The following is a 21,577-nucleotide window of genomic DNA, read 5'->3' as shown; positions in this document are numbered from 1 at the left end:
TTGTAGTAGGTTTTTACATTGCTTTTGGGAATACAATAGAACATTTTACACCTTGGGCTGTGTTTTGTATCCCATAAGGAAACTGATGTTTATCTAGTATTTGTTTTACAATATATAGCCCAAGGCCACTACCTTGTACTAATCCATGTTTGCCAGGGTTTGCGCGATAGAATGGCTCAAATAAATGGGCAAGTTTATCCTCATCGATTTGTGAACCTGTATTTAATACTTCTAATGCGTAACCGTTTGGCTTTTCATAAAGCTTTATATAGACATGCTGATGGTCAATTGTGTAATGAATTGCATTTGAAATAATATTAAAAATAGCAGTTTGAATAAATTTAGGATCAGCTAAAATTTGTACGTCTTGCTTAATGTTAGATTGAACATTTAATTGCTTTACAGATACAAAGTAATCTACTTTTTTCATAACATCCTCAATAATAGTAGTTAATGAAATAACTTCTAAATTCGGTTTAAATTGAGGGTTTTGTATTTTGGATAATTCTGACATCTTTTCCGTTAATATGTTGATATCTTGCATCATCTCATAGGAGCGTTTTAAATATTTATCTCTATCTTTATAAGCACCAATTCCGTGAATCATGCCATCAAGTTGTCCCATAACTGCCGCGATTGGTGTTTTTAATTCATGGGATACCATAGACATAAATTCTTTACGAGATTGTTCTAACTGTTGTTCCTTTTTGAGCTCACTTTTTAAATCTTGATTGCTTGCATGTAACTTCTTCACAATATTTGGGACCTGTGAAGCAGCTACTTGTAAATCAAAATCTGTTTGATCTGTATTTGTGTTAAGTGCCTTTTTATCTGAGAAATCAATATTCATAATATCTTTTAAAGCATCGCTCATATATTGAAAAGGTTTGGCAATTAGTTTTGTATAAATTAAGGATCCAAGTAAAGATAATGCAAGCATTGTCGCGCCAATATGTGGAGCTAATTGCTGCAGTGCATCTGCTAATTTTGGATGATCTTGTGTATCATTTGTTTTACTTGCTGCATTTTGTTTATGTAAGGCATCATTAGTAGCGACTTGCTTTTCTGTTTCTATAGGTGGAGCAGAAGTACTGTTTTTTTTCGCAATATTTTGAGTATGTTCTTTTGCTTTTGCAGTTTGGCTAGGCTGCAAAAGGTGATTTATGGCTGTAGAGAGTGCTTTATAATCTATAATAGAAGATTGAAAGTTAGAAATTATACCCTCTGAAACAGCCTTACTTTGATTCATTTTACTTTGGTCGTTTTGTTTGTCTGAATCCGCTTGTTCTGTCGTCAGCGCTCCATTTTCTTTCGCAAAACGTTCTTTATCGTAGTTTGAAGCTAGAAAGTAAATAATTTGATAAAGACAAAGTGATAAAAGAATACAAAATAATAAGGTTTTGATGAAAATATTTTTGGTGATGTTGTCGGTGCTACGATTCGATTTTGTAGCCAATGCCTTTCACCGTTTTAATATAAGGAATCCCTAATTTTTTTCTTAAGTTTTTAATATGTGTATCTATAACTCTTACATCACCATAATGTTCATAGCCCCATACCTTATTCAGCAAATCACTTCTTGATAATACTTTTCCCCGATTTTGCAGTAAAGTATAAATAATTTCAAATTCCTTTGTTGTCAATTCAATTTGATTACCATGAACATAAGCGGCATATGCTGTAGAATTTAACATTAATTCATGGAATTGTAGTATAGTTGCAGTTTCTGCTTCCTTCGTTGCTGCCCTTCTTAATACAGCTTCTACACGTTTAATAAATACGGTATAATGGAACGGTTTTGTAATATAGTCATCAATACCTAATTCAAATCCTTTAATTTCACTTTCTTCATTATGTAAGCCTGTTAACATAATGATCGGTACATCAGATTGTCCTCGCATAATTTTACAAATACTATAGCCATCTATATCTGGTAACATCACATCAAGGAGGACAAGATCGTATGAATTTTTTTGGAAAAGAAGTATACCTTCTGTTCCAGCGCCAACGACATCAACGGTAAAGTTTTGTGCCATTAGAAATTCACGAATCAGTTCTTGTATATCTGGGTTGTCTTCAATCACCAGTATATGCGTCATAGTAACACCTCCTAAATAACGCTTTTTACTGCAATATTCGAATTCATCATTTTTGAATGACTCAGATTGTTTATACATATAATAAGCCCCCGCTATAAAATAATCATGAAAGCAGCAAGGGGAATTGTTTAGCGAAACTGAATATTTCAGAATTACAGTAGTTCTATTATAGTATGTATTGTAGAATTTATAAAATATTATAACTGTATAATTTTAATATCCATGTTTATCAATGTTTTAATGTCAGTTGACACAATCTATTTTCATTATATATGTAAATACAGTTGTTTTGCTACTGTAAATGAAGAAATAAAATAAGCCAAGACATAAAATTCTTGGCTACACGTAAATCGTGTTCTTAGGTTATTTTACAGTGACAGTAGCCTGCTGGGGAATACGCTCAAATAACCAGTGTATATCATTGTTATACATACGAATACAACCTAGTGTTGTCCATTTGCCGATTGCCTGATTATTGTTCGTACCATGAATCGCATAAGTTGTTCCGTAAGTTCCAGCCATATTTAATCCTAGCCAACGATCACCAAGGGGATTACGTGGGTCGCCGCCTTTAATTTTTCCTGTATAGTAAGGACGGTTTTTAATTTTATTAACGATTTGAAAAGTACCTTTAGGTGTAGGTGTACCTGCTTTTCCAGTAGCGACAGTAAAACTCTTTATAAATTGTCCGTTTTGATAATAATCCATTTTATTTAGCTGCGTGTTTACAATCAGTTGATCATTCGTTGTAGCTGCCTCAGCATTTGTGAATGGAATAGTTAAAAATCCTAATGATAATAGTGCGCTTAATAATAGTTTTTTCATTATATTCTCCTTTTTACTATTGTAATAGTCTTACATACAATGAATTTGTAATCCGCGTAATACTTTATTTACATTTTCATCTAATGTTTCAAAGAAGGTAGTAATCTTTGGATTTTGTTTGTTGTTTTTATCAATAAGTAATCTTTCATTTAGTAAAAGTTCACCATGTAGTCCAAAACCTTGAACTTGAATATTTAGTTCATCTTCAGTTTCAGAAATAATTGGTAAAAAGTAGTGGAAAGCTTTCGTTGGGATGATGTAACTTTTGCCAATCATGCTTTCTTGATTTGAATTAATCCATTTTTTCGTAACGATCTTAATGTTCTTTTTTGAAACGATAAAAGACAGTGTTGTAGATTTTGTTAAACTTACGTCAAATTCACTTGTTTCACACATGTGTAAATTAAAAACGGTTTCATTTTGATGAGATTCAACATTTGTATTAATAAAATCGTGCATTTTATAAGCTTCCATTTCTTATTCACCCTTTTTTCAATTTCGAAAAACGACTTATATTTATTCAATTTAATGCTTAGTCATATATTGGTTAAATTTTTCAACAAATTCCGATATAATCTTACAATACGTATATGAAGCTAATATGAAGTTCGTATGAGTTTGTGGTGGTTTTTTATTGAGAACAAAATGTGGTGATTTTCAGGTGTTAAAAACTGGATAAAAAATGTATATTAATTCCTTTGATTCGTACGATATATAGCTGTTAGTTCATTTTAAAATGATAATGGATAGCATCAAATAAAGAACAGAAAACCTTAGTGTAAGCCTTACAAAAATGTAATAAAAATGTAAGCTATTGTGATAGTTATTTCGACAATTTTTTTATACAATAATAGTAAGAAGTTGTACGTGATTGGAAGGAGAGATGACATGGAATGGATTCATGAATTATTTCAGCAGTACGGGTACTATGTTGTACTTGTTGGTTTGCTGTTAGAATATATTGCACTTCCGTTTCCGGGAGAGCCAACGTTAGCATATGCGGGATTTTTAGCACAGAAGGGCGATTTAAGTTTACCGATTTTAATTATCCTATCTTTTATTGGGACAAGTGTAGGAATGACAATTCAATACTTTTTAGGAAATAAACTAGGTATGCCCTTTATTCAAAAGTATGGGAAATACGTATTTTTAACACAAAGAAAAATCGACTTAACAAGAATGTGGTTTGATAAGTATGGATACTTCCTGATTTTTATCGGTTTCTTTATTCCTGGTGTACGTCATTTTACAGGGTATTTTGCAGGGATTATTAACTTACCATTCCGTCGTTTTGCCATTACAATTTACTCGGGTGCTCTATTTTGGGTATCGTTCTTCTTAATCGGTGGTTACTGGTTAGGTGGCAACTTGCATGATATTTTTGGAGCGTTAGAAGGTCACATCGGTAAAATCATTTTTGGAGTGATTGTGATTGTAGCAATTACGTTAGGAGTTCGTTTCCGCAAACAGTTAAAACGAGTACTTTTACAAAACGCAAGTTAATATGAAATCCATTCTATGTCAAAATTTAGGAAGGCAGTGCAGACGCACTGCCTTTTTTATTTTATGTTCCAATTTATTTTTAATTTTCCTTTTAACTGGTTTCCGCTAACTATAATGTAATAAGTTCCGGTCTTAATTGCTGCGAAATGGTACGTATCAGGGCCGACTGAAGCTAAATAATGTTCTTTGTCTTGAAATTCACTAGCCATTTTGATGTCCCCTATGTAGCCATCTGGATTTTCAACTCGTGATTCAATGGTGAATTCTAATATATCTCCTCGTTTTAGTTCAATGGGAACTTTATGTTCACCACTAAAATGTTGAAAAGATGCTTCGAAAGAGTTATCTGTTTTTGTTTCGACCCATTGTTCTTTTGATGTTCCAAACTTTTCTATATCTATTAAGTTGATTGTGATAAATATAATAAGCATAATGCCTGGCACGACATATTGTACCCACTTAAATTTTGTTGCTATAACTGTACATAAATAGAAAAAAAGAGAACATATTGCTCCAATTGATCCGAGAAATAAGAACTGTATTAGACTAGCTTCTTTAAATATTAGGAATGGAAGAGAAAATAAATAGCCGCAAAAAATATAAAGGCACAATGTCTTCAGTCTTGTATGTGTTTTTAATTTCAATTTATCGATGCAAATAGAACAAAAAATTGCATATGCCGCAAGAATAGGAACGAAGGGAACATATAGTAGTTCTCGTAATCCAGCTAAGAAACTATATAATGTTTGTTGACTAGTTGTTAAGAGAAGCGTGCTAATAAGTAATAATAACAAGAAAGCTGCTGTAAGCTTGGTAAGAATGTAAGAAAAGGTAGATGTTTTCTTCATATGGAATCTCCTTTGTTTAATATTTCACATTCATTATATAAGTTATTTTCATCATAATAAATCTTTATTTTTGTCAATTATTATAGTCGTAATGACAATTATAATTGACAAAAATAAGGATATTATTTACAATTTTAATTAAATAAATGAAAAAGAGGGAAGACATGAAGCTTCAAAATCGAGTGAGGGAATTGCGGGCAAAGCATCGTTTATCACAAGGGGATTTAGGGAAAGCGATTGGATCATCACGGCAAACGATTAGTTTAATTGAGCGCGGGGATTATGCACCATCTATCGTATTGTCGTTAAAAATCGCACAAATTTTCAATGTGCAAGTGGAGGAAATATTTACGTTAGTGGAGGGGGAAGAGGATGATGAAGAGTAAACTAGGGGAACAATTTTTTAGTTTTTGCAAAATCATATTAAGTATGATAGGTGGCTTTTTTGCATCGTATATAGCTCTAGATATGCTTTCGGATGAACCGAGAAAATTATCACCCAATATATTAATAGGTGTATGTACTATTTTTGGAATGATAATGATGTACTACACTTGGAAGAATACACGTATGTTAGCGGAGGCACGCGATGAAGAAGAGAGCGTACAAGGTAGAAAATTAGGCATTATAAGTATCTATTTACGTGTAGGTGATATAGTTACCCAGGCATGGTTTGTATATGCAGTTATTACATGTAGACGTGCACTGTCGCAGGATACAAATGTTTCATTTGCAGTATGGAATTTAGCAGCTTCTATCATCTGTTTAACGACTGTGGTGATTATCGGGATCATAACAAAGAATCGTTATAATAAGCTATATCCTGAACAAGGTGTTACGTATATCGAATCGATGGAGATGTGGAAGAAAAACGCAGATGAAGGATTAAAACATATTGTGCATGAGGCTGGATATAAAGCGTATGAATTTACGAATAAGGTATTGGCATATGTATGGTGGGCTGCCGTTATATATACAGCGGTTAGTGATATTGACTTTGTATTAATTGGCTTAATCTCATTGATTTGGATATTGCATCTCGGAAAATTTATGTACGAAATGCATAGAAAAATGATTTATTAAGGAGAGAAAAAGTTGGATATTTTAAGAAGGCCAGCTGGTTCACTGACAGTGGTGCTAATTCTGTCCATTTTATACGGAGTGACCCGAACTGGAAAATTAGAAGTAATGTTGAACATATGGGCACTATTGGGTATTTTTCTGTTAGTGGTAATCATTCATGAGTTAGGACATGTCGTATTCGGCGTAATAGGTGGTTTGACATTTAAATTTATGACAGTAGGACCTATTACTGTTCAAAAAGAGAAGGAGAAAGTACGCATTCGTGAAAATAAATTATGGGCGTACTTCGGAGGCGTGGCAATGTTAATATCGCCTTCCAGAGTAACACCGAACCTTTCAAAAAAATGGGCATGGATGACTTTAGGCGGACCAATTACAAGTTTATTATTTGGTATGATTTTTGGTTACATATACATGGTGAGTTATTATCAATACCTTTTATATTTTTCTGTTTTCCATTTTATAATTTTTGCGGTTACAATCGTGCCGATAAAAGGAACGCTAATGAGCGATGGTATGCAATTCCTCATTTTAATTAAAAGTGATGAAAAGGCGAAGCAGCACTTATATAACATTCAAGTATCAAGTGAGTTATTTAGTTATAAGAGGCCGGAAAATTGGGACGAGAGATTAGTAGAACTGAGTGAGGAAAAATTAAAAGAGGATAAAAGTATAAGAGAGATCATGAGTGGACTTATGCTCGTTTTTTATGCTCGAGCTGACCAAAAGGGGATGGAAAGGGCGATATCGTATATAGAACCAATTATTCAACAACCTGTAACGAAGGAAAATAAATTTTTCGTTGGCAGTTTTCATAGTTGGTACCTTTTGTATAAAGCTCTTTATCAGATGGATAACCTTTCTCTGCAAGAAGCGAAGGAGTATGGGAAGGCCATTACAAAAATAGACTTACATGGGTATTATCGCGCACAAGGAATTGTGAAATATGTAGAGAATGATCTAAAAGCTTCCCGTATGTATATGAAGAAAGCTGATAAAGAATTGAAGAATGCTGAAAAGAATGAATTGGGATATTTACAATTAGAGAGAGAATGGTTTGAGCAGTTGAAAGAGAGGGTATCTTACGATGGGTAAGGTATCCTCTTTTTTCTATGTCGTCTTATGCCGTTCCATAAAAAGTCTGGGGCGAGTAAAATAAGATAAGAAGAGCAAAGCTTGGAGGAATTCTAGATGGAAATTTTAACGATTATTTTAATAGTCTTGCTCATTTATGCTGTTTTTAAAGTAGCATATGTAGCATTAAAGATACTCGCGATCCTATTAGTTATCTTTTTAATCGTAGAGTTCGGCAGTAAATTGCTTGGGGGATAGGGTATACTGTACGCTTTGAATGTCGAAGGATATCGATAAGTCGATATGTCGTGTCGAATCGTCGATATAATAAAAAAATCGTTGATATAAGTGGAGAAATCGCCGATATATGTGAAAAATCGTTGATATATTCTGGTAAGTACCAGATGGGGTATGTGGAAAAGAAGTTGCCGTGAGGGTAGCTTCTTTTTATTGTGGTGACGGAGTGTGCAAACCAACATAAAAAAGCTGGAAGAATATCTTCCAGCTTACGAGTTACTTTCAATTTGGCGACCGTTTTCTTCTTCATTGTCTTGTAGTAGGTTGAATACGTCTGCTAGGCAGAATGCAATGAACCAAGTCCATAGACCGTGGAAGAAAGCTGAGCTTAATTGAAGTGGTAATGTATAGTTAGTCATTGAGTAGGAAATACATCCGCCAACGATTCCGATCATTGTTAATAACATTGTTTTTTGCGCATTTTCTTCTGGGTTGAAGAGGAAGAAAATGTATCCGCCTAAAATTGAAGCGCTTACAAGTGTTTCGATTCCATTAAAAATGATATTCTCTCCAAGCTGAGTGTTTGTCCAGAAGCAGATTGTTCCGCCGATAATAGCAAACAGGACAGCTATTGTATATCTGATATATTGATTCATATGTTCATCTCCCTATGTAATAAGATGATTTGGAAGTCAAAAAGGTAGGTATAGTATATTGAAGTGAATTTTAGTTGTACGTATCTTTTTTTTAAAAAGATCATGGAAGAATAACTAAGATGATCGGTTTTTTAAACCGTTACGTGTATGGTGTTTGAAATATACCCGACTGCTCGTTTCTTTTTGCTTGTAAAATAAGAGAAACTTCCAAGTCTATATACTCTTTTTTTGTGAGTCTGCTTTCATTATAACACATTTAGGGCCACAATAATAGAATTATCTGATTTTGTAATAAGTGTAATAAAATAAAAAGCGCAAGGAAGTACCATTAACAATGCAGTTTAGTGGAAGAAGGATTTTAATTTATTATGATCAAATATGTAATCAAGGTGGGATATAAAAAGGGGACTTACATACTATAAAAATGTTTTGTAGTATGAATGAAAGGGAGGAGAACTAACTTGGAAATCACAACAGAAAGATTAATAATTAGACCTTTTAAGAGTACTGATTTACAGGATGTATTTGCTATTTATAATAATGATGATACATGTAAGTTCCTATTACATAATAAGTGGACTCATGAAGACATGCAGAAAAGATTTAATAAGAAGCTAGCAAACAATGTACTTACTCAAGATTCAATATTAAGTTTGGCAGTTATATACAAGACTAAAGTAGTTGGTGATTTATCCGTATGGTACACAAATATGAAAGATACTGTTGAGATTGGTTATAGTTTTTCAAATGAAGTAGCTGGGAGAGGTTTGGCAACAGAAGCAGTAAGTAGTTTGGTATTTAAATTATTTAATGAATGTAATGTACATCGTATACAAGCTAATCTTGATGCACGTAATACAGCTTCACAAAAATTGTGTGAACGAATAGGCATGAGAAAGGAAGCCCATTTCATACAAGATTTTTGGAGTAAAAATGAATGGACAGATAGTTTTGTATATGGAATGCTATCCTCCGATTTGTAGTAATAAACTTCGTGATTTTATTATGCTAAAGGGTGCGTTAGTTGAATAACAAAGGGCATAACATATAATATGTTATGCCCTTTAATGTATTAATCTTTTTATATGCGTTTGAAACGGCCGACAATTTCAACTGTTTCAGTAATGTTCATGAATGCTTTGTTATCCACTTGACGGATAATACGTTTCATTTCGCCTAACTCATAGCGAGTCACGACAGTGTAAATCATTTTTTTCTTATGGTTTGTATAGCCGCCGACAGCATCTACCATTGTCACTCCGCGTATGCCGTGATGTAATAGTGCGCTTTTTATTTCCTCGCCTTTTTCTGTAACTGTCATTATCGTTAATTTAATATGTTTCGTATGCACGGCATCAATTACTTTACTGACTACAAACCGGCTAATTAACGTATAAAGTGTAATATCCCATCCGAAAATAAATCCTGCTGCAACAAGTAAGATTAAGTTGAATCCAAAGATGATTGCTCCAATCGAAATATCTCGATGTTTTGCTACAATCAATCCAACGACATCAAAACCACCTGTTGAAGAAGCAAATCGGAATATGATTCCGGAAGCTGCTCCGCAGATTACACCGCCGAATACAGAAGATAGTAAAATATCGTCTGAAACTTGGTGTACAGGGATAATGTTCATCGCTAACGATGATACAGCTACAAAGTACGCTGTTAAAAAGGTTGTCTTCTTGCCTAAGTAAAAGTGACTTAAAATAAGAAGAGGAATGTTTAGTAAAAAGATAAGTGCACCGATATTGTAGTGCATTAAATAACCGATAATCATCCCTACACCAGCGAATCCACCGCTAATCATGTTATGCGGGATAAAGAACATATTCATAGAAATTGCATACAAAATAGAAGCTACGAAAATAACAACCATCTGTATGATAAATTCTAAGTGAAATGTTTTAGCTGCTGGGAAGGATAAAAAGGCGGTGTCGGGAACGTAATCGGCGTCTCCTAGTTGACCCATAGTATGTTTCATCTCCATATTCATTTTTGATTACAAGAAGAGAATAAAGGTTTTTTCAAAAACTGGCAATAGTTTTATTATAATGCAAAAATTTTATAAATTTCTAATAAATCAAGCCTATTCATTGATGTGTGTGAATATACTAAAGAAAGCGAATACAACGTTTCTTAATTATTATTTTCTTGAGAAAATATGCAAAATACTTTTTTTGACGATAAAAGGAAATAGAGAATATTTGCCCAATGTGCTAAAATGACCTTATTAAGGATGTGAAGCGATGGAATTTTTATTGCAGGATGCAATTCTATATATATCGTTTGTAACGACAGCGCTTTGTTTATTAGAAGTTTTCTTCCTTGCTAATGTTTCTCGCTTTGTGCGTCAGCAAGCATCAAGCGGTAGACAAAGAGCTTTTGCGTTAGCTGATACATGTGAAGATAGTGCGGGAAATGTACCGCTATTTTCAATTTTTTATAAGTATGGAATGATTCGTTCTGTACGCAGACAAGAATCAAGTGAAGAGAATGACGAGGTCGGTCCGTATACACCAATGTTTCGCTAAATAATTACGAAACATTGGAGGAATGAACATGTTAAAATCATACCGAGCTGTGCTCGTTAGTTTATCATTATTACTTGTTTTTGTTTTATCTGGCTGCAGTAATGCAGGCACAATCGATTCACATAGTACGGGAATTTGGAACCATTATTTCGTATATCCAATCTCGTATATGATTCAATTTGTTGCTCATCATATACCGGGAGCTAGCTTCGGGATTGCTATCATTATTATGACGCTCGTTATTCGTTCAGCTATGATTCCATTAGCTATTTCGCAATATCGTAGCCAAGCAAAAATGAAAAAAATGCAACCTGAATTGCAGAAGCTAAAGAAAAAATACGGTGATGTAAGTAAAGATCTTGAAAAACAAAAGCAGTATCAAAAAGAAATGTCAGAACTAATGAAATCAGGCGGTTGGAATCCACTTGCTGGTTGCTGGCCAATCTTTATACAAATGCCGATTTTTTCTGCTTTGTATTATGCGATTAGCCGAACAGAAGAGATTCGCACATCTTCATTTTTATGGGTGAACTTAGGACATGCAGATCCTTATCATATATTACCGATTATCGCAGCGTTAACGACATTTATTCAGATGAAAGTTTTCCAATCTAACGTTACACCTGGAGAACAAGTACAGATGATGAAGGTGCAGCAAATTATGATGCCGGCAATGATTCTATTTATGGGATTTGCGGCGCCATCAGGACTTGTGTTGTACTGGATAACAGGTAACTTATTTACAATGACACAAACAATTGTATTAAGAAGAATAATGGAACGTGAAGAATTACAATTACAAAAAGCATAGAGAAACACCGCTCATCAAGAGCGGTGTTTTTTTGTTAAGTCGTTAAGGAAATGTTAAGAAACCGACTTTACTATAGGCATTGTATACGAAAGTGTACACGCTTTAGACATATGAAGGAGGAAATTTCCTATGAAGAAGAAAACAGTTGGGTATTTAGCAATTGCAGGTGCTTTATCATTCGGAATCATTGGAGGAGCCGGCATACCAGCATTTGCGGCAACGAATACTCCAGCAGCTGAGCAATCTACAAAAACGGCGAAAAAAGATTTAGATGACGCTACAAAACAAAAAGTAAAAACGATTATGGACGATACAAAGAAACAGTTAGAGGAACTAGGTGTAAAACTTCCAGAGAAAGAAAAGCGTAAAGACATGTTTGCTAACTTAGATGAAGCAACAAAAGAAAAAGCAAAATCGATTTTAGAGCAAGAGAAATCTGGAAAATTAACACGTGAACAAGCGCAAGCGGAATTAACGAAGTTAGGCGTGAAAATGCCAGAGAAGGGTAAGCATGGGGATATGTTTGCTAACTTAGATGAAGCAACAAAAGAAAAAGCAAAATCAATTTTAGAGCAAGAGAAATCTGGGAAATTAACACGTGAACAAGCAAAAGAAGAGTTAACAAAACTAGGCGTGAAGTTCCCGGAAAAGGGTAAGCATGGAGACATGTTTGCTAATTTAGACGAAGCAACAAAAGAAAAAGCAAAATTAATTTTAGAGCAAGAAAAATCCGGGGAATTAACACGTGAACAAGCGCAAGAGGAATTAACGAAGTTAGGCGTGAAAATGCCAGAGAAGGGTAAGCATAAAGACATACTTGCTAACTTAGATGAAGCAACGAAGGAAAAAGTAAAGTCTATTTTTGAACAAGAAAAGTCCGGAAAATTAACACATGAGCAAGCTAAAGAAGAATTAACAAAACTAGGTGTGAAACTTCCAGAGAAAGAGAAACATGAAGACATCTTTGCGGGATTAGATGAGGCAACAAAAACAAAAGCAAAATCGATTTTAGACAATGAAAAGAAACAATTAGAGGCGTTGAATGTGGATCTTCCACATCACAAATTTTTTATGAAAAAAGATGAGAAATAATTGAGCGAATTCGAATCTTTCGTGTGGGCAACCGAAAGGTACGTGAGAGGACCGATTTCTGTTAGCAGAAATCGGTCCCTTTTAATGATTCAATAAAATTCTTTTCATTGTTAGTATGTATCCAAAGACGCAGTAGAAGATTGCAAAGCCGATAAATACTTCTGTATATTGGTATGTACCTAATACGTAGAAGGAAGCAGCTGGTATAATAGCTACGGCTAAAATGCTATAACCAGGATACTTGTGCCTGTACATGATAGCGAATAGAGCCGAAAGAAATGTAGCGATAATACAAAAAACAGCAATCATTATTGGTGCACCTCCTATATGGAGTATACCATTTTTAGGGAATTAGAGAAGTGTCGTAACTTCTGTTATAATATAAGAAGAGAAATATTTCGTATGTTATATAAAAAAATATATTGATTTTTTCTAACAATTCAATATAATGAACAATAACTACAAAATTCGACATCAAGAAGTGATGATGAGGACATGATCAATTTTTTACGATTCTCAGAGAGGGAAGCCTTTGGCTGTGAGCTTCCTAATACGAAAAAATGGATTACCACCTCTGAACTGCAGCAGTGAACGAACAGCTAGTAATTGCTTGCCGGCAAAAACCGTTATTTAGACTTGAGAAATTGGTGAAGTGTGTCACTTTGCTAATTGAAACAAGGGTGGAACCACGAATACAACACTCGTCCCTTTTTTAGGGAGGAGTGTTTTTTTATTTCATTTTTGCATCACACTAGGATTGGAAGGAGGATACGCAGCATGCATCATGATGAGAAGAACAAAATTGGTTTAACAGTAGCACTTTCTATTGTGGTAGGAACGATTATTGGATCTGGTGTGTTTATGAAACCAGGGAGCGTATTAGATTACTCGGGGAGTTCTAATATGGCCATTCTTGCTTGGGTAATTGGTGGTCTGTTGACGCTAGCAAGTGGTCTAACAGTAGCTGAAATTGGAGCGCAAATCCCGAAAAATGGTGGGTTGTATACGTATTTAGAGGAGATTTACGGAAGTTTTTGGGGATATTTATCAGGCTGGATGCAAACGATTGTTTATGGGCCAGCTATTATTGGAACATTAGGATTGTACTTTAGTTCTTTAATGATTAATTTTTTCTATTTAGATAAAGTATGGAATTTACCAATTGCAATTGGAACAGTTGTGTTCCTTGGCGTTGTAAATAGTATGGGAACAAAATATGGAGGTATCGTCCAAACGGTTACGACAATTGGGAAGATGATTCCGATCGTTTTAATTGTTGTGTTAGGTTTTTGGAAAGGAAATAGCGATATCTTTAACGTAGTTGTGCCAATATCAGAAAATCAAAGTATTGGTATGGCGATTTTAGCAACGTTATTTGCTTATGATGGCTGGATTCTACTTGCTTCGATTGGCGGAGAAATGAAGAATCCAACAAAGTTATTACCGAAAGCGATGACAGTTGGGATTTTAATTGTAACGGCTGCTTACGTACTAATTAACTTGGCATTATTAAATGTATTACCAGCAACGAAAATTGTAGACCTTGGAGAAAATGCAACAGCGACAGCTGCGGGCATGCTACTTGGAGAATATGGTGGGAAAATTATTAGTATCGGTATTATCATTTCTATTTTTGGTTGTTTAAATGGAAAAATTTTAACGTTCCCACGTATCCCGATGTCGATGGCAGAACGTGGACAACTTCCATTTGCTAAGTTTATTGCAAAGGAAAGCCCAAGATTTAAAACACCAGCAAATGCGATTACTGTTGAAATCATTTTAGGAATTATTTTAATGATTATTAGTGATCCGAATAAGCTATCTGAGATTTCCGTATTCATTATTTATATTTTCTACGTAATGACGTTTATTGGTGTCTTCATTTTAAGAAAGCGTAATAAGAATAAAGAGCGTGCATATAGTGTACCTTTATTCCCAATCGTACCAATCGTCGCGATTTTAGGTTCGTTCTTTGTAATTGGTAGTGCAATTATTAATGATCCGGTAAGTTGTTTCTTATCAATTGGAATTGTCTTTACTGGACTTCCGGTGTATTGGTATTTAAATAAGAAGAATAAAACTAGTGTTTAATAATTAGAAACAGGCGTATCATACGCCTGTTTTTTATTGTAAAAAAATTGTACTTGTGTTCAATTTCTATTTTGGTTACTATAGTCGTAGTAACCAAAATAGAAAGCGTGGGGAAAGATTTGAATTTTCGTGTGTATATTTTAGCTATCGCGGCTTTCGTAGTCGGAACGGTTGAGCTAATTATAGGAGGAACGCTCGATTTAGTTGCCAATGATTTAGGAGTATCTATTAGTGCAGCTGGTCAGCTTATAACAATATTTTCAGTAGTATTTGCTTTATCAGGTCCAGTTTTATTAGCGGTAACTGGAAAGTTTGAAAGAAAAAGATTATACATTGGGGCATTATCAATTTTCTTAATCGGAAATATTATTTCGGCATTTAGTTTGAATTACGGGATGTTAATGTTCTCGAGGGTTGTTTGTGCGGCGAGTGGTTCATTAATTATTGCGTTATCTGTAACACTTGCTTCTAGCGTTGTAGAACCGCATTTTCGTGCGCGTGCAATCGGAATCATTTTCATGGGGATTAGTGGATCGCTTGTACTTGGAGTACCACTTGGTCTTGTACTCGGAAATGCATACGGATGGCGTGCACCATTTGTCTTAATTTCGGTATTAACAGTTATAGCAATCGCTTGTATTTCATTATTCTTAACGAAAGTACCACCGACATCGGTATTATCAATAAGAGAGCAAATTGCTACGTTAAAAGATAAGAAAATCGTAAGTGCACAGTTAACATCATTTTTATTTTTAACAGGTCATTTAACACTATATGCATATTTAACACCATTTTTAAAAGATGTGATGCATGTGGAAGCGAATTGGATTAGTGTATTTTACTTCATTTTCGGAATCGCAGCGGTACTTGGGGGTGGCCTTGGGGGCTTGCTTGCTGATAAATGGGGATCGAAGAAAAGTATTATCTCCATTATTATCGTATTTGCGTGTGCAATCTTCATATTGCCGATGATGACATTCTCATTCCCACTGTTCATTATTATGATGGGGATTTGGAGTATGCTGAGCTGGGCTATTTCGCCAGCACAACAAAATTATTTAATTGAAATTGCACCAGAATCGGCTGGCATTCAGCAAAGTTTAAATAACTCTGCGCTTCACTTAGGAATTGCACTCGGTTCAACAGTAGGCGGAGTTGTTATTGAAAAATCATCTGTTATATATAATGCTTGGGTAGGCGGCGGCTTTATTATATTAGCGCTGCTTTGTGCAATCTTCTCAATTACGAGAGGACGTTCTACTCAGTTTGCAAAAGAAGAATCTATCGTTTGATAGGTTCTTTTTTGTTATACAGTTCATCGACCTAAGTGCGACAGTTCCTTCGAGAGTGATTCGAGGATAGTTTACCAACCTAAACATTTTCTTGGTCTTTAATTAATTAAGAAGTAGTGCTGGATGGGGGACTATTTTTTGATGGCGAATTCCATAGGTTCTGCTGTTTGAAATGGGGTGGAAATCGTCTGATAATATCGTGTTTTTCGTTCCATAAATGTTGCAAAACACATTTTTCTTTTTCCTAGCTCGAAACAATTGTGACTAATTTCCAGTGCACGAGTGTCTCACTTTTTCTGCCCTCAAGTTGTTGATTTTGAATAATTAAATATTTATTTTTAGAAAATTCACGATAGTACATATGGTAAAGTTTTTGGTTGTCTGTAGGTTAATTGTACCAAATGTATGTATTTATAACCATACTTGTATTTTTTTCTTGTTATTTTATTATTTGGATGTAATGTAAATAATAGAAAAAGAAGGTGCGAGTTTATGAAAAGTTTAAAAATCTTGGCAACAGGTGTTGTATTAGCTAGTTCATTTGCAACATTTAATAATTCGGTAAATGCAGAAATGCCAAATGCAAATCAGAAAGTCATTAGTATGGAATATGTTGGGAATTGGGTTGACGAAAACCAATTAATAGCTGAAGAAGGAAATTTATTTAGCGTAGGAACACCGAAATTGAAAATGGCATCAGTAAGTACGAATAATCAAGCTTATGCTTTGGCACCTGCTAATTCTCAAGGCGATATACTAGATTATAAAATTGAAAAGAAAAATAATAGTATTGAGCAAACAATTACTTTAGCACCTGAAAACGCTACTATTGAAATTCCATTTGAGTTTCAAAATGGAGAATATATTAAACTTATAAAAGATGAATATGGTAAATTCAATGGGGCGGGTAACATTTATAATAAAGAAAATGAATCTATTGCTGTAATCGATACGCCACAAATAAAATCGGATCAAGGTGTTACGATTAATGCAGAAGTTTTAGAAGGAAATGTGTTGCAGCTACATGTGGATACTAACGGAGCCGAAGGACCAGTTACATTGGCTATGGCAGCAAGTGTAAAATATTACAAAGACTATTTCTCAGGTGCCAGTTGGATTATGCGTGATATGAGAGCATTAAGTATTACTCATAAACCATATTTGACATCTGGAAGAAATAATGCAGAAGTTCTTTCTAGAAGGTATGATGGTTGGGTTAAATTAAAAGCTGTTCATTCTGGGAATGGTTACTGGAAGAACGAATCGGGATTAAAGAAACAGTTTGACTGTCATCACGATACTATTGGTAGTAAGAAAAACCCTTGGAATATTGAACCAGATAGACCGAATTCAAGTTATTTAGTGACAGTTAGATGGGGATGTAACCCAAGATAAATTTAGATTATTTTAGGAGGCTTTTCCTTGGATGCTCAAATCTTCACAGAACTAAGACCGGTGTTTCAGGTGCTAATTGGTATTTTAGTGATCCTTTTGTACCTGATTGTAATAAATAGCAAAATACTAAATACTTTATATGTATTTAGTGTTTCTGGAATCTGTTTATTAATAACTGGTTTGTTGTATGTAATGTCTGGATTTATAGTAGATGAATACCAGGTAGCGATGGATGGCACAAGTGTAAATATGATATTCGTTATATTTATTTTAGGTGTTTTAAATGTTATATTTTATATAATTAAAAGTAAAAAGACAAGTAAATTAAATAAATAAGATTAATAAATGAAGAGCTTCCTAGTGCTTAGTTTATGGGTAGCTCTTCGTTTTTTAAAGGATTTTATAGACAAATTAAACCATTTAAGAAATGTGGTGTAGAATGAAGAAGCTTTTATTATTTAGTGTTGTAATTATTTCAGCTTTTTTTGTTATTTCCGTAATTCAAAAAGGAAATATGAGTAAGAAAATTCAAGAAAGTAAGCTGCAGGATGGTAATTATTATAAAAATTCGATTTCGATTGAAAAGCTAAAGGCAGATCTAATTAATAATAAAAATCACGTTATATACTTTTATAAGGAAGGCTGTCAATATTGTGAGCAAGTAAGCCCTATTATTGTGCCAATGACAAAAGATAAAAATATCTCTATGAAAGTAGTAAATCTAGGGGAATATCCTATAGGTGAATGGGATAATTTTGAGATAGAGGCAGTCCCTACAATTGTTGAGTATAGGAATGGGAAAGAAAGTAATAGGATTGAAGGGGCTCATGATGAGTTGTCTTATAAAGATTGGTTTAATAAAGTGAAATGAAAAACAGGAGCCATATAAATTTGTAGGTGCCCTGTTTTTTATTTATATCAAATAGTGGATTATTAATATTTTGCGGGAAACATAAAATAAAAGACACACTAATGTGCAGTCCTCCAATTTGAATCATCTTAATCTTAATTTTAATAATATATTGTACTATAATCCAAATATTTTATGTTACGGTGTTTTGTTCATTGCGAAATATGATTCAAATCTATATTTTATTAGACTGTATATTTATTTTTGAGGTAAGAGGCGATATAATCATTGTCCCCATAAATTATCGTTTCGCTTACTCCTATAAACTCAAGTTCTTGAAGAACTTTTTCTTCGTCCATAATTACTATTATTTGGTCAGGGGAGATTTTTTGATGAATAACAACTGGATAATTATAAACCGGTTCGATATAGTTTAGGTGTGTTTGATATAAAAATAAACCTTGTTGATACGTCTACATCCAAAGGTAGTAAACTGATACTCGTCCTCCGTGTAAAAGGTCGCATGGTAATTTCTATTCTACACGAAGTGAGGGAGTTTTTTATTTTGTCTTTAGGTGTGGCACTTAATACTACAATTCATGATTTGTGAAAAATTGCAGGTTTTAGTGGGTGTATGGAGAACGTTGTATATAGCGAGGTGATGTATATGTATACGAATTTTTCGGTTTTTGGCTTTCTAATTTCAATGCTTCCGTTGTTCCTTATTATTCTTGCACTTAGATGGGTTCGTTTCATCTATCAAAATTCAGAGAAACAAGTGGAGCAAAATGAGAAAATTATTGAGCTGTTGACGGAGATAAAAGAGGAAAATAAAAAGGAGTCTAGGTGAAGAACTAGACTCCTTTTTGTATTCAAAATGAAATCAAATGATTTCAAAATATATCGAATATGACTAGAAGTATTGAAAATGTATGTGACGAATGTTATATTCAATGCTGTGCTAGACGAGCATCCTATAAAATGTCACTTGAAATGATACATATGTTAGAAATACAAATCATTTTTGAACGGTACCTAGTATGATTGTAATATGTAATGAATGAAGCAGAAACTCTTATAGATATCGAAGAGAGTTTAAATCTAGTAATTCTATATGAAAAATTATGAAGTAATCACTTTGGAAAGTATGTTATCAAGTGATTGTGAACCTTAATATGAAATAACTTTTATTCACCATAAAAATTATATATTAAGATATAAAATTATTCACTGTGTAAGATTCTTCAAGAAAAAATCACAGGGTGAACGAGAGACTTATCAATATGGAGTGAGCACATGAGTGAATATATTCAAACACCTTTACGTCTACACAAAGAAAAAGATAAAGATATAATTGAGTTTTTGGAAGAAAAACCGAAGAACTGGATTATGAAAGAAGCGTTACGAATGTACGCTAAACAGTATAGTCAAATGAGTAAAAAGATAGAATCCGATGACTATAGTGACAAATAAAGATTATATATATGAAGACTTTAAAATAGACAACTAGAATAAACATCATGGAGGGCATTACAAAATGAAAAAACGTTATATTATCGGTGGAATCGTAGCAGCAGTAATCGCGATTGGAGCAGCTACTGGAGGCAATGATGAGCCTAAGAAAGTAGATAGCAAAGGAAAAACAGAACAAAAAGCAACTGAGACTAAGAAAGATTTTAAAGTTGGAGATGCGATCGAGCAAAAAGGTTATAAAATGACAGTTACAGGTGTTGAAAAGAAAGATTCTCTAGGAGAGTTTTCGAATGCACCAGAAGGTTCTGAATATGTCATTGCAAATGTTGAGTTCGAGAACGTAGGCGAAAAAAATCTTCCTTACAACAACATGTATTTCTCTATGCAAAATAGTGATAATGTAATTGTTAACACAAGTGTAGAAGGATTTACATTAAACGATTCTTTAAAATCAGGCGAACTTGCAGCTGGTGGTAAAGTAGCTGGTAAAGTAGTATTTGAAGCGAAAAAAGGCGATAACAATTTAACTTTAATTTACAAACCATTAAACTTCAGCAACGTTGAAATTAAGGTTGCATTACAATAGTTAGAAAAAAGCATCTAGTGGCGTACTAGATGCTTTTTTGTTTTTTAATCGCATGCATTAATACCGCAATTTCCTCAACAAACTCTTAATTTCTTCATCTTGCATAAAGAGATCATGGTGTTTCTGGGTAATCTTTGCAAGTGCAACGTCGTGATAGAAAAATTCTATGAAGAACTTCACGAAAGGTTGTGACATTGTTTTCATTGCTTGCCATGATTGTTGCTCTACACCAGCAAATAAAATTTCGCGGTCGTCAACGACGAGTAGTAAATAGCGCTCTAATGCGTTAGGTTCTTCAGCTGGAATTAGAAAATGCATGTTTTCTAAATTCGTTTCTACTTTTCCAACTATAAGAGACTCGATGTGGACGCCTTGTTTTGCTTTTTCTTCTAGTATAGGAAGGTATTCAGAAAGAGTATCATTCCAAGCTGAAATAAGAATGGATTTTTTTGCACCTTCGATGAGTTCTTTACTTTGAACTCGAATAGAAGATTGCATTTTTAAGCTCCACACACGATCATCTGTAAATGATTTTTTGGATATATTCGTTTCCAAGTCTTTAATATTTGATTGAAATTCAGTCGTTAATTTTTCAATTGCTAGCTTGAGTGGTAATGCTGTATATAACTTTTTCTTTTCTGAAACAGAATCCATTACCATCCCTTTATCGATCAGGCGTGCTAGCACTTCGTATATTTTTGCTTTTGGAACACCAGAGTGCTTCACAATCGTTGTAGCATCTAGTGGTTCGTTACTTGATACGACAACTTCATAAGCTTGGCTTTCATATTGTGAGAAACCGAATTTTTGTAACATAGTTCCCTCCGAACAAATGAGATTATATAGCTTAAGGATAATGAACTATTTGTTTTTACACAAGTGGTAGTAGGTTTTCTACTTAAATTGAGATGAGAATTAATTTCAATTTTTTAATTTTATCCATTATACTTAATATAGTGATTAATATGATTACAATACAACGAGAAGGGTAACTAACTGTTACGATTTATTTAACCAATTATAATGGAAGTTAATTAAATATATCAGTAAGCCCTGCTAGTCAAGTGATTGGCTAGTAGTGAGGGTTAACTGCGGGCAATCCCTAAAGCTGATTGAACTACAACG

General features: G+C 33.9%; 26 protein-coding genes and 1 other annotated feature. Of the genes, 17 read left to right on the top strand and 9 right to left on the bottom strand.

Annotation, left to right across the window (positions count from 1 at the left end):
- Positions 1-13: 13 nt before the first annotated feature.
- The 4 genes from FOT98_RS23190 to FOT98_RS23175 form a co-directional block, all read right to left on the bottom strand.
- Complete coding sequence (locus FOT98_RS23190; RefSeq protein WP_063261739.1) at positions 14-1,456, bottom strand: sensor histidine kinase; 1,443 nt, start codon at positions 1,454-1,456, stop codon at positions 14-16.
- On the bottom strand, positions 1,434-2,099 hold the full coding sequence (locus FOT98_RS23185; RefSeq protein ID WP_002145008.1) for a response regulator transcription factor: 666 nt from the start codon (positions 2,097-2,099) through the stop codon (positions 1,434-1,436). The genes FOT98_RS23190 and FOT98_RS23185 overlap by 23 nt, the downstream gene beginning before the upstream one ends.
- A gap of 363 nt (positions 2,100-2,462) precedes the next feature.
- Complete coding sequence (locus tag FOT98_RS23180) at positions 2,463-2,924, bottom strand: L,D-transpeptidase (protein ID WP_061678994.1); 462 nt, start codon at positions 2,922-2,924, stop codon at positions 2,463-2,465.
- A gap of 30 nt (positions 2,925-2,954) precedes the next feature.
- Entirely contained in the window at positions 2,955-3,398 is a 444-nt protein-coding gene (locus FOT98_RS23175) for a DUF3978 family protein (protein WP_063261740.1), read from the bottom strand.
- A gap of 414 nt (positions 3,399-3,812) precedes the next feature.
- Between FOT98_RS23175 and FOT98_RS23170 the strand changes: the two genes are divergently transcribed.
- Complete coding sequence (locus tag FOT98_RS23170) at positions 3,813-4,427, top strand: DedA family protein (protein WP_063261741.1); 615 nt, start codon at positions 3,813-3,815, stop codon at positions 4,425-4,427.
- Positions 4,428-4,483: 56 nt separating this feature from the next.
- Here FOT98_RS23170 and FOT98_RS23165 read toward each other — a convergent pair whose 3' ends face one another.
- A complete protein-coding gene (locus FOT98_RS23165) occupies positions 4,484-5,275 on the bottom strand; it encodes a hypothetical protein (RefSeq protein WP_063261742.1) in 792 nt (263 codons plus the stop codon).
- A 164-nt stretch (positions 5,276-5,439) separates the two neighbouring features.
- Between FOT98_RS23165 and FOT98_RS23160 the strand changes: the two genes are divergently transcribed.
- The 4 genes from FOT98_RS23160 (at position 5,440) to FOT98_RS23145 (ending at position 7,690) form a co-directional block, all read left to right on the top strand.
- Positions 5,440-5,661 (top strand): helix-turn-helix transcriptional regulator, encoded by a 222-nt coding sequence (locus FOT98_RS23160; RefSeq protein ID WP_063261743.1) that lies wholly within the window; start codon positions 5,440-5,442, stop codon positions 5,659-5,661.
- Positions 5,651-6,358, top strand: coding sequence for a DUF3169 family protein (locus tag FOT98_RS23155; protein WP_063261758.1), 708 nt, complete (start codon positions 5,651-5,653; stop codon positions 6,356-6,358). The genes FOT98_RS23160 and FOT98_RS23155 overlap by 11 nt, the downstream gene beginning before the upstream one ends.
- 12 nt (positions 6,359-6,370) lie before the next feature.
- Positions 6,371-7,453 (top strand): site-2 protease family protein, encoded by a 1,083-nt coding sequence (locus FOT98_RS23150; protein WP_063261744.1) that lies wholly within the window; start codon positions 6,371-6,373, stop codon positions 7,451-7,453.
- A gap of 96 nt (positions 7,454-7,549) precedes the next feature.
- Positions 7,550-7,690, top strand: a complete 141-nt coding sequence (locus FOT98_RS23145) for a DUF3985 family protein (protein WP_000404783.1) — start codon at positions 7,550-7,552, stop codon at positions 7,688-7,690.
- Positions 7,691-7,938: 248 nt separating this feature from the next.
- Here FOT98_RS23145 and FOT98_RS23135 read toward each other — a convergent pair whose 3' ends face one another.
- Complete coding sequence (locus FOT98_RS23135; protein WP_001077770.1) at positions 7,939-8,325, bottom strand: DUF3938 domain-containing protein; 387 nt, start codon at positions 8,323-8,325, stop codon at positions 7,939-7,941.
- Positions 8,326-8,786: 461 nt separating this feature from the next.
- Between FOT98_RS23135 and FOT98_RS23130 the strand changes: the two genes are divergently transcribed.
- Entirely contained in the window at positions 8,787-9,308 is a 522-nt protein-coding gene (locus FOT98_RS23130) for a GNAT family N-acetyltransferase (protein ID WP_063261745.1), read from the top strand.
- A 98-nt stretch (positions 9,309-9,406) separates the two neighbouring features.
- Here the strand turns inward: FOT98_RS23130 and FOT98_RS23125 are convergent, their stop codons facing one another.
- Positions 9,407-10,300, bottom strand: a complete 894-nt coding sequence (locus FOT98_RS23125; RefSeq protein WP_063261746.1) for a YitT family protein — start codon at positions 10,298-10,300, stop codon at positions 9,407-9,409.
- 277 nt (positions 10,301-10,577) lie between these two features.
- Between FOT98_RS23125 and FOT98_RS23120 the strand changes: the two genes are divergently transcribed.
- The 3 genes from FOT98_RS23120 (at position 10,578) to FOT98_RS23110 (ending at position 12,765) form a co-directional block, all read left to right on the top strand.
- A complete protein-coding gene (locus FOT98_RS23120) occupies positions 10,578-10,862 on the top strand; it encodes a hypothetical protein (RefSeq protein WP_061678999.1) in 285 nt (94 codons plus the stop codon).
- Positions 10,863-10,890: 28 nt separating this feature from the next.
- Positions 10,891-11,673 carry a membrane protein insertase YidC gene (locus tag FOT98_RS23115; protein ID WP_063261747.1) on the top strand — a complete coding sequence of 261 codons (783 nt, stop codon included), beginning with the start codon at positions 10,891-10,893 and terminating at the stop codon, positions 11,671-11,673.
- A gap of 129 nt (positions 11,674-11,802) precedes the next feature.
- Positions 11,803-12,765: a hypothetical protein gene (locus tag FOT98_RS23110; protein ID WP_063261748.1), complete on the top strand. Its 963-nt coding sequence runs from the start codon at positions 11,803-11,805 to the stop codon at positions 12,763-12,765.
- Positions 12,766-12,846: 81 nt separating this feature from the next.
- On the opposite strand, the gene FOT98_RS23105 is transcribed toward FOT98_RS23110, so the two are convergent.
- Positions 12,847-13,074: a hypothetical protein gene (locus tag FOT98_RS23105; protein WP_063261749.1), complete on the bottom strand. Its 228-nt coding sequence runs from the start codon at positions 13,072-13,074 to the stop codon at positions 12,847-12,849.
- A gap of 166 nt (positions 13,075-13,240) precedes the next feature.
- Positions 13,241-13,477: a binding site (T-box leader), on the top strand.
- A gap of 65 nt (positions 13,478-13,542) precedes the next feature.
- Between FOT98_RS23105 and FOT98_RS23100 the strand changes: the two genes are divergently transcribed.
- The 8 genes from FOT98_RS23100 (at position 13,543) to FOT98_RS23070 (ending at position 20,452) form a co-directional block, all read left to right on the top strand.
- Complete coding sequence (locus FOT98_RS23100) at positions 13,543-14,856, top strand: APC family permease (protein ID WP_063261750.1); 1,314 nt, start codon at positions 13,543-13,545, stop codon at positions 14,854-14,856.
- Positions 14,857-14,963: 107 nt separating this feature from the next.
- On the top strand, positions 14,964-16,148 hold the full coding sequence (locus FOT98_RS23095) for an MFS transporter (protein ID WP_116758418.1): 1,185 nt from the start codon (positions 14,964-14,966) through the stop codon (positions 16,146-16,148).
- A 510-nt stretch (positions 16,149-16,658) separates the two neighbouring features.
- Positions 16,659-17,543, top strand: a complete 885-nt coding sequence (locus FOT98_RS23090; RefSeq protein ID WP_239584547.1) for a DUF2599 domain-containing protein — start codon at positions 16,659-16,661, stop codon at positions 17,541-17,543.
- 27 nt (positions 17,544-17,570) lie between these two features.
- Positions 17,571-17,879 carry a hypothetical protein gene (locus FOT98_RS23085; protein ID WP_063261753.1) on the top strand — a complete coding sequence of 103 codons (309 nt, stop codon included), beginning with the start codon at positions 17,571-17,573 and terminating at the stop codon, positions 17,877-17,879.
- A gap of 103 nt (positions 17,880-17,982) precedes the next feature.
- Positions 17,983-18,414, top strand: a complete 432-nt coding sequence (locus tag FOT98_RS23080; RefSeq protein ID WP_063261754.1) for a thioredoxin family protein — start codon at positions 17,983-17,985, stop codon at positions 18,412-18,414.
- 646 nt (positions 18,415-19,060) lie between these two features.
- Positions 19,061-19,243 carry a hypothetical protein gene (locus FOT98_RS23075; protein WP_063261755.1) on the top strand — a complete coding sequence of 61 codons (183 nt, stop codon included), beginning with the start codon at positions 19,061-19,063 and terminating at the stop codon, positions 19,241-19,243.
- Between the two features lie 446 nt (positions 19,244-19,689).
- The gene (locus FOT98_RS32515; RefSeq protein ID WP_161940842.1) at positions 19,690-19,866 is read left to right on the top strand and encodes a hypothetical protein; all 177 of its coding nucleotides are present in this window, start codon (positions 19,690-19,692) and stop codon (positions 19,864-19,866) included.
- 64 nt (positions 19,867-19,930) lie between these two features.
- Positions 19,931-20,452: a DUF4352 domain-containing protein gene (locus FOT98_RS23070; protein WP_063261756.1), complete on the top strand. Its 522-nt coding sequence runs from the start codon at positions 19,931-19,933 to the stop codon at positions 20,450-20,452.
- A 57-nt stretch (positions 20,453-20,509) separates the two neighbouring features.
- On the opposite strand, the gene FOT98_RS23065 is transcribed toward FOT98_RS23070, so the two are convergent.
- Positions 20,510-21,268: a TrmB family transcriptional regulator gene (locus FOT98_RS23065; protein ID WP_063261757.1), complete on the bottom strand. Its 759-nt coding sequence runs from the start codon at positions 21,266-21,268 to the stop codon at positions 20,510-20,512.
- Positions 21,269-21,577 lie beyond the last annotated feature (309 nt).

The sequence above is a fragment of the Bacillus sp. HY001 genome (assembly GCF_007558965.1).
In the GTDB taxonomy this organism is placed as follows: domain Bacteria; phylum Bacillota; class Bacilli; order Bacillales; family Bacillaceae_G; genus Bacillus_A; species Bacillus_A mobilis.
The sequence above is the reverse complement of the archived record's forward strand: the minus strand, read 5'-3'. Positions and strand labels throughout refer to the sequence as shown.

Excerpts from the sequence above, each read along its gene's own strand:
- FOT98_RS23185 (WP_002145008.1), bottom strand. The coding sequence starts at position 2,099 with ATGACGCATATACTGGTGATTGAAGACAACCCAGATATACAAGAACTG.
- FOT98_RS23180 (WP_061678994.1), bottom strand. The coding sequence starts at position 2,924 with ATGAAAAAACTATTATTAAGCGCACTATTATCATTAGGATTTTTAACT.
- FOT98_RS23175 (WP_063261740.1), bottom strand. The coding sequence starts at position 3,398 with ATGGAAGCTTATAAAATGCACGATTTTATTAATACAAATGTTGAATCT.
- FOT98_RS23170 (WP_063261741.1), top strand. The coding sequence starts at position 3,813 with ATGGAATGGATTCATGAATTATTTCAGCAGTACGGGTACTATGTTGTA.
- FOT98_RS23165 (WP_063261742.1), bottom strand. The coding sequence starts at position 5,275 with ATGAAGAAAACATCTACCTTTTCTTACATTCTTACCAAGCTTACAGCA.
- FOT98_RS23160 (WP_063261743.1), top strand. The coding sequence starts at position 5,440 with ATGAAGCTTCAAAATCGAGTGAGGGAATTGCGGGCAAAGCATCGTTTA.
- FOT98_RS23155 (WP_063261758.1), top strand. The coding sequence starts at position 5,651 with ATGAAGAGTAAACTAGGGGAACAATTTTTTAGTTTTTGCAAAATCATA.
- FOT98_RS23145 (WP_000404783.1), top strand. The coding sequence starts at position 7,550 with ATGGAAATTTTAACGATTATTTTAATAGTCTTGCTCATTTATGCTGTT.
- FOT98_RS23135 (WP_001077770.1), bottom strand. The coding sequence starts at position 8,325 with ATGAATCAATATATCAGATATACAATAGCTGTCCTGTTTGCTATTATC.
- FOT98_RS23125 (WP_063261746.1), bottom strand. The coding sequence starts at position 10,300 with ATGGGTCAACTAGGAGACGCCGATTACGTTCCCGACACCGCCTTTTTA.
- FOT98_RS23120 (WP_061678999.1), top strand. The coding sequence starts at position 10,578 with ATGGAATTTTTATTGCAGGATGCAATTCTATATATATCGTTTGTAACG.
- FOT98_RS23115 (WP_063261747.1), top strand. The coding sequence starts at position 10,891 with ATGTTAAAATCATACCGAGCTGTGCTCGTTAGTTTATCATTATTACTT.
- FOT98_RS23110 (WP_063261748.1), top strand. The coding sequence starts at position 11,803 with ATGAAGAAGAAAACAGTTGGGTATTTAGCAATTGCAGGTGCTTTATCA.
- FOT98_RS23105 (WP_063261749.1), bottom strand. The coding sequence starts at position 13,074 with ATGATTGCTGTTTTTTGTATTATCGCTACATTTCTTTCGGCTCTATTC.
- FOT98_RS23100 (WP_063261750.1), top strand. The coding sequence starts at position 13,543 with ATGCATCATGATGAGAAGAACAAAATTGGTTTAACAGTAGCACTTTCT.
- FOT98_RS23080 (WP_063261754.1), top strand. The coding sequence starts at position 17,983 with ATGAAGAAGCTTTTATTATTTAGTGTTGTAATTATTTCAGCTTTTTTT.
- FOT98_RS23075 (WP_063261755.1), top strand. The coding sequence starts at position 19,061 with ATGTATACGAATTTTTCGGTTTTTGGCTTTCTAATTTCAATGCTTCCG.
- FOT98_RS32515 (WP_161940842.1), top strand. The coding sequence starts at position 19,690 with ATGAGTGAATATATTCAAACACCTTTACGTCTACACAAAGAAAAAGAT.
- FOT98_RS23070 (WP_063261756.1), top strand. The coding sequence starts at position 19,931 with ATGAAAAAACGTTATATTATCGGTGGAATCGTAGCAGCAGTAATCGCG.
- FOT98_RS23065 (WP_063261757.1), bottom strand. The coding sequence starts at position 21,268 with ATGTTACAAAAATTCGGTTTCTCACAATATGAAAGCCAAGCTTATGAA.